The organism is Cohnella soli (assembly GCF_042655525.1).
Taxonomy (GTDB): domain Bacteria; phylum Bacillota; class Bacilli; order Paenibacillales; family Paenibacillaceae; genus Cohnella; species Cohnella soli.
Window position 1 is genome coordinate 55,062 of the sequence record NZ_JBHSMI010000003.1, and the last position, 17,651, is coordinate 72,712.

At 51.7% G+C, this 17,651-nt stretch carries 14 protein-coding genes; 13 read left to right on the forward strand and 1 reads right to left on the reverse strand.

Annotation, left to right across the window (positions count from 1 at the left end; translation table 11 throughout):
* Positions 1-53: 53 nt before the first annotated feature.
* Positions 54-929, reverse strand: coding sequence for an AraC family transcriptional regulator (locus tag ACFPOF_RS02135; protein ID WP_378129156.1), 876 nt, complete (start codon positions 927-929; stop codon positions 54-56).
* Positions 930-1,123: 194 nt separating this feature from the next.
* Between ACFPOF_RS02135 and ACFPOF_RS02140 the strand changes: the two genes are divergently transcribed.
* The 13 genes from ACFPOF_RS02140 to ACFPOF_RS02200 all read left to right on the forward strand — a co-directional run bounded on the left by ACFPOF_RS02140 (position 1,124) and on the right by ACFPOF_RS02200 (position 17,627).
* Positions 1,124-2,815, forward strand: a complete 1,692-nt coding sequence (locus ACFPOF_RS02140) for a glycoside hydrolase domain-containing protein (RefSeq protein ID WP_378129158.1) — start codon at positions 1,124-1,126, stop codon at positions 2,813-2,815.
* A gap of 180 nt (positions 2,816-2,995) precedes the next feature.
* Entirely contained in the window at positions 2,996-3,925 is a 930-nt protein-coding gene (locus ACFPOF_RS02145; protein ID WP_378129160.1) for an aldo/keto reductase, read from the forward strand.
* Positions 3,922-4,686, forward strand: coding sequence for a sugar phosphate isomerase/epimerase family protein (locus tag ACFPOF_RS02150; RefSeq protein ID WP_378129162.1), 765 nt, complete (start codon positions 3,922-3,924; stop codon positions 4,684-4,686). The genes ACFPOF_RS02145 and ACFPOF_RS02150 overlap by 4 nt, the downstream gene beginning before the upstream one ends.
* 5 nt (positions 4,687-4,691) lie before the next feature.
* Entirely contained in the window at positions 4,692-5,420 is a 729-nt protein-coding gene (locus ACFPOF_RS02155) for an MgtC/SapB family protein (RefSeq protein ID WP_378129164.1), read from the forward strand.
* 17 nt (positions 5,421-5,437) lie between these two features.
* Complete coding sequence (locus ACFPOF_RS02160) at positions 5,438-8,584, forward strand: alpha-mannosidase (RefSeq protein ID WP_378129166.1); 3,147 nt, start codon at positions 5,438-5,440, stop codon at positions 8,582-8,584.
* A complete protein-coding gene (locus tag ACFPOF_RS02165; protein WP_378129168.1) occupies positions 8,581-9,876 on the forward strand; it encodes a glycoside hydrolase family 125 protein in 1,296 nt (431 codons plus the stop codon). Before ACFPOF_RS02160 ends, ACFPOF_RS02165 begins: the two co-directional genes overlap by 4 nt.
* A 26-nt stretch (positions 9,877-9,902) precedes the next feature.
* Positions 9,903-10,616: a glycerophosphodiester phosphodiesterase gene (locus tag ACFPOF_RS02170; RefSeq protein WP_378129170.1), complete on the forward strand. Its 714-nt coding sequence runs from the start codon at positions 9,903-9,905 to the stop codon at positions 10,614-10,616.
* 199 nt (positions 10,617-10,815) lie between these two features.
* The gene (locus tag ACFPOF_RS02175) at positions 10,816-11,766 is read left to right on the forward strand and encodes an ABC transporter permease (RefSeq protein WP_378129172.1); all 951 of its coding nucleotides are present in this window, start codon (positions 10,816-10,818) and stop codon (positions 11,764-11,766) included.
* 94 nt (positions 11,767-11,860) lie between these two features.
* On the forward strand, positions 11,861-13,603 hold the full coding sequence (locus tag ACFPOF_RS02180) for an extracellular solute-binding protein (protein ID WP_378129174.1): 1,743 nt from the start codon (positions 11,861-11,863) through the stop codon (positions 13,601-13,603).
* Positions 13,604-13,685: 82 nt separating this feature from the next.
* Positions 13,686-14,588, forward strand: coding sequence for a carbohydrate ABC transporter permease (locus ACFPOF_RS02185; protein WP_378129176.1), 903 nt, complete (start codon positions 13,686-13,688; stop codon positions 14,586-14,588).
* Between the two features lie 24 nt (positions 14,589-14,612).
* On the forward strand, positions 14,613-15,503 hold the full coding sequence (locus ACFPOF_RS02190; RefSeq protein WP_378129178.1) for a CehA/McbA family metallohydrolase domain-containing protein: 891 nt from the start codon (positions 14,613-14,615) through the stop codon (positions 15,501-15,503).
* Between the two features lie 77 nt (positions 15,504-15,580).
* Entirely contained in the window at positions 15,581-16,627 is a 1,047-nt protein-coding gene (locus tag ACFPOF_RS02195; protein WP_378129180.1) for a LacI family DNA-binding transcriptional regulator, read from the forward strand.
* 43 nt (positions 16,628-16,670) lie between these two features.
* A complete protein-coding gene (locus tag ACFPOF_RS02200; RefSeq protein ID WP_378129182.1) occupies positions 16,671-17,627 on the forward strand; it encodes a carbohydrate kinase family protein in 957 nt (318 codons plus the stop codon).
* The last annotated feature ends 24 nt before the right edge of the window (positions 17,628-17,651 follow it).

Genomic DNA, 17,651 nt, shown 5'->3' on the forward strand with positions numbered 1-17,651 from the left:
CGAAGCCGCCCATTTGTCCCTTGAGGACTCTGGCGGCTTCGTTTTTTGCCGTGTCAATCCAAATAAACGACATCGTACGGATGCTCTGCCGCGCGCTTGCGGAACTCTCCGGGCGACAAATGCAAGTATTGACGGAAGATTTTCCCGAAGTAGCTGGGGCTATCGAAGCCGCATTGGGTGCCGATCGACCGAATGCTCATATCGGTGCGCCGCAGCATCGTGACGGCAGCCTCCACCCGTTTGCGCTGCAAAAAGGCGAGCGGCGAATCACGTTCTATTCTTTGGAACAGTCGGCACAAATATGACCGGGACAGTCCGCAGTGGGACGCGACGTCTTCGAGCGTGAGCGGCGAGGCGAAGTTGTCTTGCATGTACGTCTTCGCTTGCCGGATCGCCGGATGTGCCGAGGCGATGTCCTCGGACGTATCGTTCGCGTCAGGTTTCAACAGCGACAGCGTCCACTTGTACAGCATGACGGAAAGCTCCGCCGCGTCGGTTCGGCGATCGACGGACACCGCCCGGTAAAGCTCCCAAAACAAGGTGAGCGGAAGCGAACCGGCGGCAAGCCGGACGATCGGTCCTTGGCGTTCGATCATTCGGTCCCACATTCGAAGCGCGTCTTCGCCGCGGGCGTTAAGCCAGATGAACGACCAGGGCTTCTGGCCGTCCAGCGGATAATAATAGCGATGATCGCTCGGGACTTTGACAAGAAACCCGCAGCCTGCGGGAACGTCGTACGTCTGAGAGCCGATGTCGATGCGGCCTGTCCCGTTTAACGTGTATTGGAATATCGCGTGGCCTTGATCTCTCCGCTTCCGTCCGTCATTGCCGTAACCGGCTGTTGCATCGGCTGTCCAGCCGAGGGAATCAAGCGTCAGAAACGGTAAGTTTTCCGGCAATCGAAAAGCGAAAGCGCCTGGTTGCAGCATTCTCATCACCTGGATAACATTTTATTATCTATTATACTTCATTGGCTGTAATAACAGGGGTTAATCCTGTTGATTTCTCTTCACTGAGGTCAATATCGTTATATAAAGGTGAAATATGTTCAGATTGTCGGCGCTGCGCCCGCTTGTTAAGATTAAGCCATCATGAAGCGATTAGCGAAGGAGCCGAGATCCCAATGACCAACGACCAACCGCAATTCCAAACCCGTTGCATCAGTTCGCTTGTAAAAGTATTTGCTGACGAGCCTTTGTCCGCGCCGTCCTGGAGCAAAGGAACGGCTCTATGGTCGGAGACGTACGCATTTCAAGTGGCGTATCGCACCGAACAATCGTTGCATCCGCTGCGCGTTTTCGCATCTTCCGAATTGGAGCCGTGGATGTCCGTAAGAGCGGTTGGACTATCGCCTTCCGAACTGCCAACCTACGCCCACTCGGATAACAAGGTGCTGCGCCAAACGCCGGGGCTGTACCCGGATTTGCTTCAACCACTGGGGCAAGAGGGACTTCGGGGCTATCCGGGACAATGGAGAGCGGTGTGGGTAACGGTGGAGCTGCCGACTCGTGCGGAGTGGGAAGCGGCATCCGGTCACGGCTCAGTCAAAGACGTTCGTCCGTTTTCGATTGACGTATGGTTCGAGGACGGGGAAGGGACCAAATTGGGCGGCGAACAATTCGTATTGGACGTCCTGCCCGCCGAGCTGCCGGAACAACGCCTGATTCATACGGAATGGACGCATTACGACTGTCTGGCTTCTTACTACGGAGTTGAAGTTTTCAGCGAACGCCATTGGGAACTGATCGAACGTTACGCTTCTGCCGCGGTTCGCCACGGAATGAATATGCTGCTGACTCCGATCTTCACGCCGCCGCTCGACACGGCAATTGGCGGAGAAAGATTGACGGTTCAGCTCGTAGACGTTGAAACTGCGGGAGACGGAAATTATACTTTCGGCTTCGATAAATTGGGCAGATGGGTGGAAATGTGCAATCGCATCGGCATCCAATATTTCGAGTTTTCGCATCTTTTCACGCAATGGGGAGCCAAGCACGCACCGAAAATCGTCGCGAAAGTATCCGAAGGCGGAGAGAAGCGGATTTTCGGCTGGGAAACGGACGCAACCGGGGAAGCTTACGAGAAGTTCCTGGGGCAGTTCCTTCCTGAGCTTGTAGCGTTTATTCGAGAGCATGGACTCGAAGCGCGCAGCTATTTCCACGTGTCCGACGAACCGAGCCTTGAACAGCTTGATGCTTATCGCAGCGCAAGTGCCATTCTGAAGAAACATCTCGGGGATTTCCCGTTTTTCGAAGCGTTGTCGGATTACAATTTCTATGAGCAAGGCCTGGTGCCGGTGCCGATTCCAGCGAACGATCATATTGACAAGTTCCTGGAAAACGGCGTTTCGCCATTGTGGACGTATTACTGCTGCGGACAGTCGGTCGAAGTGTCCAACCGGTTTTTCAATATGCCGTCGGCTCGCAACCGGATTATCGGTTATCAGCTTTATAAATTCCGCATTCAAGGTTTCCTCCATTGGGGGTACAACTTCTGGAATACGCAACATTCGGTGTCGGCGCTCGATCCTTATCGGGTGACGGACGCCGGCGGAGCTTTCGCTTCTGGCGACGCGTTTGTCGTCTATCCAGGCGAGGAAGGACCGCTGGACTCCATTCGGTGGGAAGTGTTCCGCGAGGCGCTTCAAGATCTCCGGGCATGCGAACTGCTGGAATCGCGGATCGGGCGCGAACAAGTTGTGGAACTGCTTGACGCCGGCTTGGAGACGCCGCTTACGTTCCGCAACTATCCGCGGGATGCGGATTGGTTGCTGTCGAAACGTCAAGAGATTAACGAGAGAATCGCAAATAGCTAGTTAACGATCATCGGATTCGCGGAAGACGGGAAAATGTTCTTGTCATCTGCGAATCCGATGGACTATAATACGGATTGTAGTTATGAAAGCGTTTATTCTGAAATCGATACCAGATTGATCGGGTATCGATAAAAATATGGATATGGAATCGATACCATATCAGGCATTGGAGGGATCCGCATGAAGTTCATCGATGTGAACGGGGTTCAATTATCCCGTCTCATGATTGGAACGGGCGACATCAAGAAATGGAACGGAACAGAGATGTTGGATCAGTTTATTGCTGCCGGCGGAACAACGATCGATACGGCGCATCAGTATCGTGAAGCTGAAAAAATTATCGGACAATGGCTGCGGGAAACAGGAAACCGCGATCGCGTCGTTATTTTGACGAAGGGAGCCCACCACGACGACGGCAGCCCGGGTGCGAGAGTCACTCCTGAAGCGATCGCTAAAGACTTGTCGGAAAGCTTGGAACGATTTGGCACAGATCGAATCGATTTGTATGCGCTTCATCGCGACGATCCTGCCGTAGCGGTCGGTCCGATTATCGAGGAATTGAATCGCCATCTTGAAGCGGGAACCGTGCGAGCGATCGGAGCGTCCAACTGGACTTACAGCCGAATTCAGGAAGCGAATGAATATGCGGCAAACAACGGGCTAAAAGGCTTTATGTTCGACAGTGTCAACTTGAGCCTCGCGCTGGCGAAAGAACCGCGCTGGGAAGGGTGCGTATCGGCGGACGAAGCGACCTCGGACTGGCACAAACGCAATCAAATGCCGCTGTTGTCCTGGTCGGCTCAAGCGGGCGGATTTTTCTCCGGTCTGTTTTCCCCGGAGGATCGTTCTAATGCCGAGATGGTCAGAGTCTACTATAGCGATGACAACTGGGAGCGATACCGGCGCACGGTCAAGTTGGCTGAAGAGAAAGGCGTGTCGCCGACACAGATTGCGCTTTCGTTCGTGCTGAACCGTCCGTTCCCGACTGCCGCCATTATCGGCCCTCGGAGTGCATCTGAACTGGACGACTCGCTCAAGGCGATGAACATCGAACTGACTCGCGAGCAGTTGGAGTGGCTTAACCTGGAAAGAGGGGAGATCGCGGAATGAGAGAGAAACTGGCTGCACAACTGTTCACGCTCCGAAACGAACTCAAGAAAGATTTTGTCGGAACGTTGAAAGAGGTTAAGAAGATGGGTTGGTCGGCCGTGCAGATCGACGGACTGCACGGGAACGATCCGAAGGAAATTTCGGTCGTTATGCGGGAGATCGGGCTACGCGCTGCTGGAATGCACGTCGGACTGGAGCGGATGAAGCACGATCTGGAAGCCGTTCTGGAAGAAGGCCGGCTGTTCGATACGAAGGACATCATCTGCCACTCTTTGCCGGATAGTCTTCAGAATGAAGAAGGTTACCGGAGCGTGCGGAGCGATCTGCTCGCAGTCTCGGAGAAAGTCACATCGCTCGGTTATCGGGTCGGCTATCATAATCATGATTTTGAATTCCATACCGAACTCGACGGGCGTTATGCGCTCGATTACGTGCTTGAGCTCGATCCGCAGCGCCCGATCTATGCGGAGATCGATACGTATTGGGTCAAGAAGGCGGACTTGGACCCGCTGACATACATTCAGAAATATGCTAATCGGATGCCGATCCTTCACTTGAAGGATATGACAAGCGATGGTCGGAAATATTTCGCGGAGATCGGCAGCGGCATCATTGATTTCGCACCGATTGTACGTTGGGGCGAAGCGAACGGTGTGGAATGGTACGCAGTTGAGCAGGATTATTGCCCTGGTAGCCCGATGGACAGCTTGGCAAGCAGTCTGGAATATCTAACGAAGAGGATGCCGTTGATCGAAGGGTGATCGATATGGGACTTGTATTCGATCCGCAAGTGTGGCATATCAGCGCATGGGAAATGACGCTGAGAATTTTGCTGGCGCTCGCTTTGGGCGGGCTAATCGGACTGGAGAGAGAGTTAGGCGGGCATTCCGCAGGCTTCAGGACACACATTCTTGTGACGATGGGTTCGGCGGTTATTGTCCTGCTATCGGCCTATGGATTCTCGGAATTCGCATCGGAGCCTAATGTACGTTTGGACCCCTCCCGCCTCGCTGCGCAAGTGGTCAGCGGAATCGGTTTCCTCGGAGCAGGGACGATTATGCGAACCGGGTTAACCGTATCGGGGCTTACGACGGCGGCATCTTTGTGGGTATCTGCAGCGATCGGCCTGTCGGCCGGTGCGGGATTTTACTATTGCGCAATCATATCTACCGTTCTGGTGGTGATCAGCTTGTTCGGTCTTAACAAAGCGGAGAAGCGGTTCTCCCGTACGAAAAAAGTGCGGGAAGTGCAGATTAAGATGGAGAAGAAATCGTCAGGTTTGGGCGGAGTACTGTCGTATCTCCATCAGAGCGGGCTGCAAATTAACAAGCTGACCGTAGACAGCGAGGATCGGCCCGGCAGCGAGGGCGGCAGTTGCTTGCTCCTTCATATTCAGGTCAAGCTGAAGAAAGTGAAAAAGTACGAGGAAGTCCTTGCTTCATTGGTCGTTATGGAAGGTGTCCTCAGTCTTGAAACGTTGGATGTCACAGCATGAAGAGGGGAGACTGAAGGATGCTGCTAACGGAATCGAAAATGAAAGAGCGTCTGGAAGAGCTGGAAAAGGTCAGATATCGGGATGCCATCAACATCGACGCTTTCCGATGGACGGAAGATGAGAGCGGAGAAGTAGCGCCTCTGCCGCCGCAAAATGTCGGTGACTCGACGATTCGCCTCGGCGATACGTGGGTAGGCCGCGACAGATATGCCTGGTTGACCTATACCGCTGCACTTCCTAAGGAATGGATCGGTCGCAAAGTGTTAGGCCGATTCGATTTCGGAGAGACGGGCGGAGGCAACAACTCGGGATTCGAATCGCTGTTCTATCTGAATTGCGCTCCTTACCAAGGCGTCGACTCTAACCATAAAGAAGTGTTTTTCCCCCAAGAAACGATTGGGACCGACATTCAGATCGACATCCGGCTCTGGTCGGGGCTTGAAGGCGGAGGCAAACCGGAACCGCGCAAGCATACGATCCAGGTTGCGGAAATCTGTTGGCTGGACGAAGCGGCAGACGACTACTATTACACAGCTAGAGCCGCATACGAGACGATTCAGACGCTGGACGCCAATCATCCGGATCGCGTTCAACTGATCAGTGCGCTTGACCGTTCGTTGCTCAAGATCGAATGGTCGTATCCGCGTTCGGAAGCGTTCTATGCTTCCGTGGAAGAGGCACGCGATTCGCTCCGTGCACAGATTGCAAAGATCGAGAAGCATTCCCGTGTAACGGTTACTTGTATCGGCCACACGCATATCGATGTCGCATGGCTATGGAGATTGAAACACACGCGCGAGAAGTGCGCCCGCTCGTTCTCAACCGTACTGCGGCTGATGGAGCTGTTCCCGGACTATGTGTTTTTGCAAACGCAGCCTCAGCTTTACGAATATGTGAAGAACGATTTTCCGGAAATCTACGAGAAAATCAAGGAGCGCGTCCAGGAAGGCCGATGGGAAGCAGGCGGCGGCATGTGGTTGGAGGCCGATTGCAACTTGACGTCGGGCGAATCTCTTGTGCGCCAATTGCTGTTCGGAACTCGGCTATTCCGCGAGGAGTTCGGCGCAGAATGCCGTTATTTGTGGCTCCCCGACGTATTTGGATATAGCTGGGCTCTGCCGCAGATTTTGAAGAAGTCGGGCATCGACACGTTCATGACGACGAAAATCAGCTGGAGCCAGTTCAACCGGATGCCGCATGATACGTTCCGCTGGCGCGGCATCGACGGTTCCGAGGTGCTCACCCACTTCATTACGACGCCGGACGAGCACGACAGCCCATACTATACTTACAACGGCGTCGTCGAAGCGCAGATGGTCAAAGGCATCTGGGACAACTATCGCGACAAAAACTTGAACGAAGAGCTGCTACTGTCTTACGGCTATGGCGACGGCGGAGGCGGCGTCAACCGCGAGATGTTGGAAATGCGCCGACGGCTGGACGAGATGCCGGGTCTGCCGAACGTGAAAACCGGCACGGCGGATGCGTATTTCCAAGGACTGCAAGAGCGCATTGCCGAAACCGATCAATACGTTCACACGTGGGACGGGGAGCTTTATTTGGAGTTCCACCGCGGAACGTATACGAGCCAGGCGTACAATAAGCGCATGAACCGCAAGTTGGAACTGGCCTACCGGGAAGCCGAATGGCTTGGTGCGTTCGCGAGCTTGCTCGAGGGAGACTGGTCGGCCTATCGGCAAGCTGAGCTCAACGAGGGCTGGAAGATTATTTTGCGCAACCAGTTCCACGACATCATCCCGGGCTCCTCAATCAAAGAAGTGTACGAGGATAGCACCGTAGAGTACGCTGAGGCGGAGAAGACGGTTGTTGCGGCTTGGACGCATGCGGCGGGCGCCGTCGTTGCTTCGAAGGATGGCAGCGTGACGGTGTGGAACTCCTCGCCGTGGTCGCGTCGCGATTTGGCGGAGATTGCTCTGCCCGAGGGGACGGGGAACGGTTCTTGGACTGACGCTGAAGGCCGGATTCTTGCTGCGCAACGTACGGGAGACCAATGGTCGGTTCAGGTGGATGTGCCTGCAATGGGTTATACGACGATCGCTTTCCAGCCTGCTGGGCAACATGCGAATGCCGAAGCTCAGTTTGTTTTCACCTCTTCCTCTATCGACACGCCGCACTACCGGATTGATTGGAATGCAGCCGGCCAATTGATCGGACTGCGGGACAAGGCTGCCGGCAGACAAGTGCTTGCGAACGGAGAACGGGGCAATGTGCTTCAGGTGTTCGAAGACAAACCGCTGATGTTCGACGCGTGGGACATCGATATTTATTATAAGCAGAAAATGCGCGAAGTGACCGATCTGCAGTCAGTGGAATTGATCGAAGCGGGGACGCTCTCGGCCTCGGTTCGCTTCGTCTGGAAGTATATGAACTCGACGATTGCGCAAGTCATGAAAGTATACGCAGATTCGAGACGCATCGACTTTGTAACCGAAGTCGACTGGCAAGAGCGCCAGCAGTTGCTGAAAGCATCGTTCCCGGTGTCCATTCGTTCTACGGAAGCAACCTACGACATTCAATTCGGCAACGTCAAACGACCGACGCACTGGAACACGAGCTGGGATTGGGCGCGGTTCGAGTCGGTCGGCCATCAATGGGCAGACTTGTCGGAGCGCGGTTATGGCGTCAGCTTGCTTAACGATTGCAAATACGGCTACGATATCAAGAGACACATCATGCGTCTCAGCTTGATCAAGTCGGCTACTTATCCGGACCCGGAGGCGGACAAAGGCAATCATCTGTTCACCTACGCTCTTCTTCCTCACGAAGGAGATTGGTACGAAGGCCGCACGGCGCAGGAAGCATGGGCGCTCAACAACCCGCTGCGCTCCGACGTTGGTGCGATGCCGGCATCGTCATCTTCGCTGCTGCGCGCCTCTTCGGACAGCGTCATGATCGACGCGGTCAAGAAGGCCGAAGATTCCGACAGGCTCGTTGTCAGACTGCACGATTATTCGGGCAAACGCGAGAAGATATCGCTGTCCAGCGACTTAAACGTCGTCTCCTGGCAGGAATGCGATCTGATGGAGCGGCCGATCGGAGAGTTGCAAGCCGGCGGCAATTGCGAATTCCAATTGATGCCTTACGAGATCAAGACATTTCTGCTTGATATTCGGGCTGAACAGGAGGGGCGACAGACAATATGAATATGGATTACACCCAGCTCCCTCAGGCGTTGCAACGGCTGTTCGCGGAAGCGGATGAGAAACTTGCCGGTCGACCGAAACTGCTGGCCATGTTCAAGCGTTGCTTCGCGAACACGCTCGAAACGACCACGAAAAGAATGGGTGACGGCTCTACGTTCGTCATTACCGGAGATATTCCCGCCATGTGGCTGCGCGACTCCAGCGCCCAAGTGAGACATTATGTCCCGCTTGCGGCGCAGGACGCCGAGCTTCAGCGGATGATCGAAGGGGTCGTTCGACGGCAGATGATGTATATCGGGATCGACCCGTATGCGAACGCTTTTAACGAGTCGGCCAATGATCAGCGGCTCGACGAGGATCTGACCGAGCTTAACCCTTGGGTATGGGAACGCAAATACGAAATCGATTCGCTCTGCTATCCGATTCAGCTCAGCTACCTGTATTGGAAGGCGACGGAACGGACTGAGCTGTTCGATGAGCAGTTCCGTTCGGCGCTTCGCCGGATTTTACAGCTATGGGAGACGGAACAGCGGCACGGAGAGATGTCTCTCTACCGCTTCCAGCGGTTCGACTGCCCGCCGACCGATACGCTGCGCAACGAGGGCAAGGGAATGCCGGTGAATTACACCGGCATGACCTGGTCGGGTTTCCGACCAAGCGACGATGCTTGCGTGTTCGGCTATTTGATTCCTGCCAACATGTTTGCTTCCGTAGCACTCGGATATATGGCCGAAATCGCGGACGTCGTCTACAAGGACGCCCGATTGCACCAGGCGGCGTTGAAGTTGAAGGAAGAGATCGATTTCGGCATCGAAACTTATGGTACGATCCTGCACCCGAAATACGGGAAAATGTACGCTTACGAGACGGACGGCTTCGGCAACTATCATCTGATGGACGACGCCAACGTGCCCAGCCTGCTGTCCATTCCGTATCTCGGCTACACCTCTACCGACAATCAGACTTATCGCAACACGAGACATTTCATTTTAAGCACGGACAATCCGTATTATTATGAAGGAAAAGCGGCGAGCGGAATCGGTAGCCCGCATACGCCGGATCGCTATATTTGGCATATTGCGCTTTCTATGCAAGGGCTGACGGCGGAAGAACCGCAGGAATCGTTGCAACTGCTGGATACGTTGCTTGCGACCGACGCGGACACCGGATTTATGCATGAAGGCTTTCATGCAGACGATCCGAAGCAATTCACCAGACCGTGGTTTGCTTGGTCGAACAGTTTGTTCGCCGAGTTCGTGCACGGGCTGATGAAGCAAGGCGCATTTGACTGACTGACGCAGGAGCGGGAGGGAAAGAGATGAATCGGACAATGGTGGCTGCCCATACGGGGTGCGGCGTCCATCCGGATAATACGATGGCTTCATTTCTTGAAGGTATGGAGCTGGGCGCGGATATCGTTGAAGTCGATGTCCGTGCGACACGAGATGGCACCGCAATTTTGCTGCACGACGATTCGCCGTATTTGCTGACGCATGATTTCAATCAGCTTAACGAGCCTGACGTCCGCAAGCGACTCGATCCGCTCTATGCGGATTATGAAATTGCAACATTGGAGCAAGCGTTGAAGGCTTCGGCTTCGCGCGGCACGAAGCTGAATCTGGATTTGAAGTCGGCAGCCGCCATTGTACCTACCGTTCGCCTCATCCGCCAATATGAAGCCCAGAACCGCGCTTATATTACGGGCTGCTCGGATCGCATGACCGAGCTGTACCCGGATATTCAAGTGATGATGAATACGCCCGACGAACTATCTCCGCAGCAATTGCTGGAGTACGAGCAGTTTGCGGAGTCCGTTTGCCTCCATGCGCAGAAGCAAGGTTATGTCGGGTTGAATATGGATGCCAGAACCTGCCGAAAGACGATGGTGGAACGGGCACATTTCTTTGGGTTGAAAGTATGGGTGTATACGGTGAATCGCCGGCAGGATATGGAGCTATGTCTGGAAGCGGGAGTAGACGCGATTACTACTCGAAAACCGGAAATCTTGCTTGAATTGCTAAGGGAATGTTAACTTTATTAAAATCATAAAAAAGGGTAGCAACGGGAAAAGAAAGTTGCTATACTCAAGGTGAAGTTGGAACGGTAAGCGTTTTATTGGGGATAACAGTTAGTTGCTATATTTTTTTAGCTCAATATGGAATCGTTATCAGAAAACGTTTACAGAACTTCATTTTTCCACAACTCAGAAAGAAGAAGGTGATTCCGGACTTATGAAAACGGCTTCAGCCATCTCGCTAGAGCAAACAAAAAGAAAAAGCACACTGTGGAAACGTATTATCGCGCATCGTTACTTGTACTTCATGCTGTTGCCTTGCGTCGCATTCTTCATTGTTTTTAACTACATTCCGATGAGTGGATTGCTGCTCGCTTTCAAGGAGTACAAATTCAACAAAGGAATACTCGGAAGTCCTTGGGTCGGTCTTCAATATTTCGAAACGTTCTTTAATTCTTATCAGAGCGCTGAATTAATCAAAAATACGCTCATTATCAGTTGTATGAAAATGTTTCTATACTTACCGTTTCCGATTATTATGGCGCTCATGTTTAATGAGGTACGGAACAAATGGTTCAGAAACATATCGCAAAGCATTCTTTACTTGCCGCATTTCCTTTCCTGGGTTATCGTCGTCGGCCTGATTCAGCGGATTCTTGCTCCGGATGACGGATTGCTGAATCAAGCGATCTCGAACATGGGCGGAGACGGCAGCACCTTTTTCATGATGGACTCCAAATATTTCTACTCGATCATGTTTGGGAGTCACTTATGGAAATCGATCGGCTGGGATTCCATCATTTATTTAGCGGCAATCTCGGGTATTAACCCGGATATGTACGAAGCAGCCAAGATCGATGGAGCGGGCAAATTGCGAGAAATCTGGAGTATTACGATTCCCTCCATCATGCCAACGATCGTTATTCTATTCATCTTATCGTTAGGGAACATCTTATCGGCCGGATTCGATCAGATCTATCTGCTCCGGACTCCAGGCAACATGGACCTTGCTGATATTTTGGACACCTACATTATTCGAATAGGCTTGCAAAGCGGACAATACGGATACGCTACTGCAGTCGGTATGCTGCAAGGTTTGATCGGATTGATATTGGTCGTAATCGCCAATCGCATCGCTCGCAAGGTTTCTGACACCTCATTATGGTAACGATTCCATGATAGGCTTAACGACTGGGCGGTTACAACGTTGTCAAACGTCAATTGGCGTTTTTCATAAAAACATGTTGAAAAGGGGAAATCACATGAACAGAAACTGGTTTAAGCTGTTAGCAATTTCGCTTCTCGTGGTTGCACTGATTTCAGGTTGTTCAAGCAACAATTCGAACAAAGGTAACTCGAGTTCTCAGCCAGCGGCATCAGACGGCAAGGGGACTTCTGTCCCTGAAGGTAAGCCGGCCACTTGGATTGCCGATCGCAAGATTAAAGGACTTGTGTTCATGGGTACCGACGATTACACCGAAGATATGAACCCGGAGATAAAAGCTAAAGTTAAAGAACTGACGGGTATCGATTTTGAAATTCAAATCATGAAAGCCGATCACTCTATTGATGGCTTGATTGCTGGACTTGCGTCCGGAGACTTGCCTGACTTTATTGCCTTCTATTTGAATAACAGTGGTCGCCCTGAAATGCCGGTCATCCTGAAAGCTGCTCGCGAAGGCATGTTCACGGACCTGACTCCGTTCATGAAAGAGTCTAAAGTTTACAGTAAATATTTGGAAAAAGGATACTTGCCGATCGATACGGAGTATGGCGTTATGTTCCGTCCGGAATTCAATGGATCGACATACTTCGCCCACATGAACATTAACCGCGAAGGCGGTTACACGACCAATATTGTCGGAGGACCGTTCATTCGCAAAGATATCGCTGAAGCTTTGAATGTTGATCCGCGTACGATCACGACTACGGAGCAAGTCTATGAGCTGGCTAAGAAAATCAAGGCAGGGAACTTCAAAGACAGCAACGGCAAAGATGTAACTCCGATCGGTCCTGAATACTGGGGCGGCTTGTCGGCCGGTAGCGCGGAGAACGGTAAGCTCTTCAATGACCTTGAGTGGGGGGCACCTGACCAACGCATCAAACAAGATAAAGACGGCAATATCGTTCATGAAGCAGAAACGCCGTATGCGATGAAGAAAGTCGAATTCATTAGTAAGCTGTTAAAAGAAAAATTAATGCAGCCGGAATTCTTCACGATGGATGAGAGCCGTGCTACAGAAGGCGCAGTAAACGGTTCATGGGCAATCATCGCCAACATGCACAGCATGCAGGACTTTAATCAAGACGTGCATTACCTGCCGCTCGGTCCAATCAAAGACGTCGACGGTTCTACGCAAATGAAGCTTGCATTCAAATCGGGTTATTCCGGATGGGCAATTCCATCGACGACCAAAAACCCGCAAGATATTGTGAAATTCGCTGATTTTCTGGCTAGCACTCAAGGCAAGCTGCTCTGGAAATACGGTCTTGAAGGCCGTGACTATACGATGGGTGCGGACGGCAAACCGGTCGTTAAACAAGAAGTCATCGATTTGAAAGCGAAAGACCCTAACGAAGCCAAAAAGCTTGGGTTCGACGGTGTAGGCAATTCATGGGGCAACATTCTCGGCAGCACGGATAATGACAACATCGCCGACTTCGGCGAAGAAAATTGGGCAGATAAGCTGAATGCGGGTAAAAGCAAAGGCGCGGATATCGTCGCCGAATACGTGAATTGGAAGGAACAACGGAAAAATGCGTTGGTTCGTGACGCGTACACGCCGACCGCATTCCTCGGCGAGTTCGATAGAGGAACGGAACTGAAAGCAGCACTGAACAACTACAACGATAGTCTGATCAAAGCTTACTACAGCAAGAGCAAGGAAGACGCGCAAAAAATACTGGATAATGCTTTGAAACAAATGAAAGCAGCCGGATTGGACGATTACCTGAAGTTGATCACCGAGAAGAATAAAGATCCGAAAACTGTATTGGGATTCTAAGGGTCGACAAAAGGCAAGGTGAGTCTATCTTCAGATCGGATAGACCGCCTTGCTTTCTTAGAAGGAGGGAGGTACCTACACCATGGATTTTCATAAGCTGAGTGCCGGAGAAAAAGCGTTTAAAGTCGTTAACTACGTTATTATTATCGTTTTGTGTCTGTCCATCATTCTTCCCTTCCTCAACATTATCGCCTTAGCGTTCAACCCAGGTAAAGATGCTGAAAGAGGCGGCATATTCTTCTGGCCAAGAATATGGTCATTAGATAACTTTAATCATGCCTTTCAGACAGCTAGCATCGGCAGCGCATTCACGATTTCAATCTTCCGTACTGTCGTGGGTACGCTTCTAAGCGTATTTCTAACGGCAATGGCTGCATATGCGCTTAAGAGCAAGACGTTGCCTGGCGGAAAGTTCTTCATGATGATGATTTTTTTCACGATGTTGTTCGGTGGGGGCACAATTCCTTACTATATGCTGTTGAAATCAATCCATTTGACGGATACCATATGGGTGTATATTATCCCAAGCTTGTACAGTGCATGGAATTTAATTATATTCCGAACGTTCTTTCAACAGCTTCACGCGAGCTTGGAAGAATCGGCGCGTATTGACGGGTATAACGATTTTTCGATTTTTATGCGTATCATTATGCCTCTCAGCAAACCGGTCATCGCGGTTATCGCTTTATTCAGCGCCGTTGGGCACTGGAATGATTGGTTCACGGGCGCGTTCTACGTTCGTACAGAAAGCTTACGTCCGCTGTCTACGCTGCTTCAAGAAATGCTGATGAGCGCGGAAGCGATGAGGGATACGTTGAATCAGGCGGCGGGCACGAGAGTCGATCTGCTGCTGAAAATTCAAATTACGAGCAACTCGCTTAAGATGGCCACGATTGTTATCGTAGTCACGCCTATTATTCTCATTTATCCATTCGTACAAAGGTTTTTCGCCAAGGGTGTTATGATCGGTTCTATCAAAGAGTAGCTTCTTAGGGAAGGATGATCAGCGATGGGAATTATGAATCCTTATACGGGCAAGGGGACTTGGCTGAAAGGCAGCTTCCACAACCACACGACGAACAGCGACGGATGGTTTCCGCTGGAGACGGTTTACAAAATGTATGGCGGATACGATTTTCTAGGCATCTCCGACCACGACAAAATTACGAAGCACCAAGGTGAGCGGGAAATTCCGACCGTCTTCGAAGCGATCGAGGTTAGCAGTCGTCAGACGCACATGCTTCTTGTTCAGCCCCCGCACCTGATCACGGACAATTACAGCAACGAGTTTACGATCGAGAACTACCAGCGATTCGTCGACCTGACGACGGACAACGGCGGCTTTGCGGTGCTGGTGCATCCGAACCGGTACTTCTCGAACTATTGGAAGCTGGAAGACATGCTGGCGATGGATCGTTATCTGGGCGTTGAGGTCTATAACGGAGACGGCAATCCCGAATACGACATCGCTTTCGACAAATGGGACGCGGTGTTGTCCGCCGGTCGTCGAGTATGGGGCTTCGGCAATGATGATTCGCATGTGTACGGTCAGGAGAAGCGTGCGTGGAACGTTGTGATGGCAGAAGAAAATACAACCGAAGCGATCATACGCTCTATCAAGTCCGGCAACTTCTATGTTTCGACAGGATACGGCTTCGAAAGCATTCGGGTAGAGGGCAACACGATCGTGGCCGATCTGCGTTCGAATGAACTTCTGGACAAAATGTACAAATACGTGACGTTCTTCGGGAAGGACGGCAAGGTGCTTCAAGAAGTGACCGGCAGAATTTCGCAAGCGAAGTACGAATGCCAGGGCGACGAAGGTTATGTTCGCATCGCCGTTTATTTGGAAGGCGGGTACTCCGCGTTCTCTCAACCATTATTCGTGGAAAATGATTAAGTCGGTAGGAATTAGGGACTAGTTAGGCGAATTGATAGTGTTGGATGTTTTTCTCAGTTTTCAGAGAGGTGAGCCAGATGCAGGTGAAGATCAAAGACGTGGCGAAAATGGCAGGCGTCTCTGTGACGACGGTTTCCAGAGTATTAAACGGGGAGAAGTACGTCAAAGACGATCTGAAGGAGAAAGTGAACAAGGTCATCGAAGAATTGGGCTACGCTCCGAGTCAAATCGCCCGTAGTTTGGTACGCAAAAAAACGAACCTCATCGGCGTCATCGTGCCTGATCTGACGTCCAGCTTCTATTCGACAATTCTTAGCAGCATCGAAGACAGAGCCAGCGTCAACGGGTACAATCTGCTCGTCTGCAACATCAGCGAAGATATCGACAAGGAATATAAATACTTGAACGTGTTCCAAGAAATGCGCGTCGAAGGCATTATTATTATGCACGAGAAGATCAATGAGCAAATTCGCGCATTTATCCATAAAATCAATACGCCCGTCATCTTCTCCAGCGTTAAGCCGATGGACCAGAAGTTCGTGTCGGTTATCATCGACGATTACGAGGCAGCTTACGAGGCGACCCGCTACTTGATCGAGCTCGGACACGAGGCGATCGGATTTATCGGGGGGGACATGAGAGATATCACGTCGGGCCAGAATCGTTACAGCGGTTACCGCAATGCGATGTCCGATAGGGGAAAGAAGCTCGTGTTCGAGCATATCCGCTTTGGGGATTACAAGGTGCAGAGCGGCTATGATCAGATGAAAGAAATGCTGAGCGCCGGCAATCGTCCTTCCGCAGTATTTGCCGTAAGCGACGATATGGCGGTTGGAGCGATGAACTGCATTCGGGATCATCATCTGCGCGTGCCGGAAGACATTGCGGTTATCGGTTTCGACGGAAGCCAATTGACCGAGCTTGTACGGCCAACGCTGACTTCAATGGAACAGCCGATCCATGAGATGGGTCGCGTGACGATGGATGTGCTTCTCAAGCTGATCGGCGGGGAAACTCTTCCGGATGGCGACGTCATTCTGAAGCACCGCTTGATGATTCGCGAAAGCTCCCAAAGCCGATCGGAGCAAACAAATGAAGCTGAGGAAACAAACAAAAACACGTAAAACATAAACCGGAAAAACGTAAGCAACGAGGAAGTGACCAACTTTGAAATTATTCGACGCAATCGTAATCGGCGACGCCAACATTGACTTGGTCGTGGCGGGATGCGAAAAGATCCCTGAGCCTGGGCAAGAAGTATTCGTACCCAGCATGACATTGCACGTAGGAGGGGGAGCGGCTTTATTCAGCCTGGCGCTTGCCAAACTGGGACTTAAGGTCGCTTTTAACGGGGTGTTGGGAGAGGATGGTTTCGGGCAATATGTCCGGGATCAATTTGCGCATTATGGAATCGATACCAGATATATACGCACAAGCAACCACAACAGAACGGGCATCTCGATTGCCATCAACCCTGAGAAGGACCGTTCTTTTATTACTTACGCAGGCACGAATTCGGAATTGAGTTTGCTGGAGCTGGATATGAATAGCGTCGCCCTGGCGCGGCACGTTCATCTTACAGGCTATCGAGGGCGAGAGAACCATGCGGATTACGTGGGAATCGCCCGGAAGCTTAAATCACTCGGGCTCACGACTTCGCTCGATGTCGGTTGGGATGACACGGGAGAATGGTACGAAGGCATTTTCGAACTGATGAAGGAAGTGGACGTGTTCTTCATGAACGAGGTGGAGGCCGCGAACTACACAGGACACGCGACTGCGGAAGAGTGTCTGAGAGAATTGACACGGCACAGTCGGCATATCGTGCTTAAGCTTGGCCCAAAGGGAGCGGTCGCCGCGGTGAATGGCGTGACCGTGTATCGCTCGAGCTTTAATGTATCCGTCAAAGATACGACAGGTGCCGGTGATTCGTTTAATGCCGGTTACATTTACGGATTTCTGTCCGGAGCGACTCCGGAGCAATGTTTGCTATACGCGAATGCATGCGGCGCGATGTCGGTCAGCCAACTAGGCGGCAATACGGGCACGCCGAACAGCTCGGACCTGGAGAGATTCGTTGCGGATAAAGCCGAGCAGACGACAGGCAACTGGAAATTGGCTTAATGAATCTAGCGGAATGGTCGAGGC

What these genes read in the sequence shown, in the direction of transcription:
- ACFPOF_RS02180 (WP_378129174.1), top strand. Translation starts at nt 11,861, where the DNA reads ATGAACAGAAACTGGTTTAAGCTGTTAGCAATTTCGCTTCTCGTGGTT.
- ACFPOF_RS02195 (WP_378129180.1), top strand. Translation starts at nt 15,581, where the DNA reads ATGCAGGTGAAGATCAAAGACGTGGCGAAAATGGCAGGCGTCTCTGTG.
- ACFPOF_RS02175 (WP_378129172.1), top strand. Translation starts at nt 10,816, where the DNA reads ATGAAAACGGCTTCAGCCATCTCGCTAGAGCAAACAAAAAGAAAAAGC.
- ACFPOF_RS02160 (WP_378129166.1), top strand. Translation starts at nt 5,438, where the DNA reads ATGCTGCTAACGGAATCGAAAATGAAAGAGCGTCTGGAAGAGCTGGAA.
- ACFPOF_RS02145 (WP_378129160.1), top strand. Translation starts at nt 2,996, where the DNA reads ATGAAGTTCATCGATGTGAACGGGGTTCAATTATCCCGTCTCATGATT.
- ACFPOF_RS02150 (WP_378129162.1), top strand. Translation starts at nt 3,922, where the DNA reads ATGAGAGAGAAACTGGCTGCACAACTGTTCACGCTCCGAAACGAACTC.
- ACFPOF_RS02185 (WP_378129176.1), top strand. Translation starts at nt 13,686, where the DNA reads ATGGATTTTCATAAGCTGAGTGCCGGAGAAAAAGCGTTTAAAGTCGTT.
- ACFPOF_RS02190 (WP_378129178.1), top strand. Translation starts at nt 14,613, where the DNA reads ATGGGAATTATGAATCCTTATACGGGCAAGGGGACTTGGCTGAAAGGC.
- ACFPOF_RS02170 (WP_378129170.1), top strand. Translation starts at nt 9,903, where the DNA reads ATGAATCGGACAATGGTGGCTGCCCATACGGGGTGCGGCGTCCATCCG.
- ACFPOF_RS02165 (WP_378129168.1), top strand. Translation starts at nt 8,581, where the DNA reads ATGAATATGGATTACACCCAGCTCCCTCAGGCGTTGCAACGGCTGTTC.
- ACFPOF_RS02140 (WP_378129158.1), top strand. Translation starts at nt 1,124, where the DNA reads ATGACCAACGACCAACCGCAATTCCAAACCCGTTGCATCAGTTCGCTT.
- ACFPOF_RS02135 (WP_378129156.1), bottom strand. Translation starts at nt 929, where the DNA reads ATGCTGCAACCAGGCGCTTTCGCTTTTCGATTGCCGGAAAACTTACCG.
- ACFPOF_RS02155 (WP_378129164.1), top strand. Translation starts at nt 4,692, where the DNA reads ATGGGACTTGTATTCGATCCGCAAGTGTGGCATATCAGCGCATGGGAA.